We start from the raw sequence: 872 nt of genomic DNA, 5'->3' as shown, positions 1-872 counted from the left end.
GTTTGTTACGCAGGATCCGATTGGGTTGTTGGGGGGTTACAATCTCTACAGCTATGCTCCAAACACGACTGCATGGACTGATCCGTGGGGATGGGAATGCATACCAAACAAAGTGGCCGGTTCTGCTCGAGAGGCTAGGGCCAAAGCAATATTTGAGAAACGTTACGGTAAGAAAAATGTTCTCGGCGAAAGGTATCTACGTAATGCTGAGGGAAAAATAGTCAACGACCCGTTAACTGGTGAGGGGCGTCGAGTTGATTTTGTTGTTAAGAATACTGATGGCTCCGGCACGGCTAAAGAAATTACAAGTTTGACCGCTTCGAAATTTGCACAGTTGGAAAAAGAAATGAGAATTCGAGAGGTGGGTGGAGTTTTTGTGCGCGAGCCGGGTACCAAAAAATTGATTGAAGTAACTGATGTGTCGACAGTAATTCGTGCAAGGTAATAGGGGGTTGGTAATGAATGATTTGGATTTTACTTTGTGCAGCATACCGATGCTAATGTCTAGAAATAAAAGCACCGAATATCAGAGGCAGATAGTTGTGCGGTATACAGTTTTAATGAGTTTCCTTAAGGTGCGTGGTCTGATTTTTAAGGAGCCATTTGATAGTGATGGTAATTTGAAGATGGATTTGGTTATCAAGAAATCAGATGCCACCGCTCAATGCCTCGAACTATTCAAGAAGGCAGTTCCAGCTTGGCACGCCTATGTGGATAAAGGTGGAGATATTAATAATACAAGCAAGATTGAAAAGGCGTTGGCTAAAACTCCATGAGTTTTATCTAATTAAGTGGCTGGAAATTTGATCTCAGTCACTTAAGCTGCTTCGGCTACGACGGCCCTGGGCCGCAAGAGCTGGCAGTTCGCCTCG

Annotated in this window: 1 protein-coding gene and 1 pseudogene; both read left to right on the top strand. The window is 44.3% G+C overall.

Translation table 11 applies throughout. The annotated features are described in order from the left end of the window. Positions 1-445, top strand: a pseudogene (locus ACLD1X_RS29130) (type IV secretion protein Rhs); the annotation flags it as partial. Between the two features lie 13 nt (positions 446-458). Next, on the top strand, positions 459-776 hold the full coding sequence (locus ACLD1X_RS29125) for a hypothetical protein (RefSeq protein ID WP_429373730.1): 318 nt from the start codon (positions 459-461) through the stop codon (positions 774-776). Positions 777-872: the final 96 nt, after the last annotated feature.

The organism is Pseudomonas sp. 18173, assembly GCF_050432945.1.
Lineage (GTDB): Bacteria > Pseudomonadota > Gammaproteobacteria > Pseudomonadales > Pseudomonadaceae > Aquipseudomonas.
The sequence above is the reverse complement of the archived record's forward strand: the minus strand, read 5'-3'. Positions and strand labels throughout refer to the sequence as shown.

Excerpts from the sequence above, each read along its gene's own strand:
- ACLD1X_RS29125 (WP_429373730.1), top strand. The coding sequence starts at position 459 with ATGAATGATTTGGATTTTACTTTGTGCAGCATACCGATGCTAATGTCT.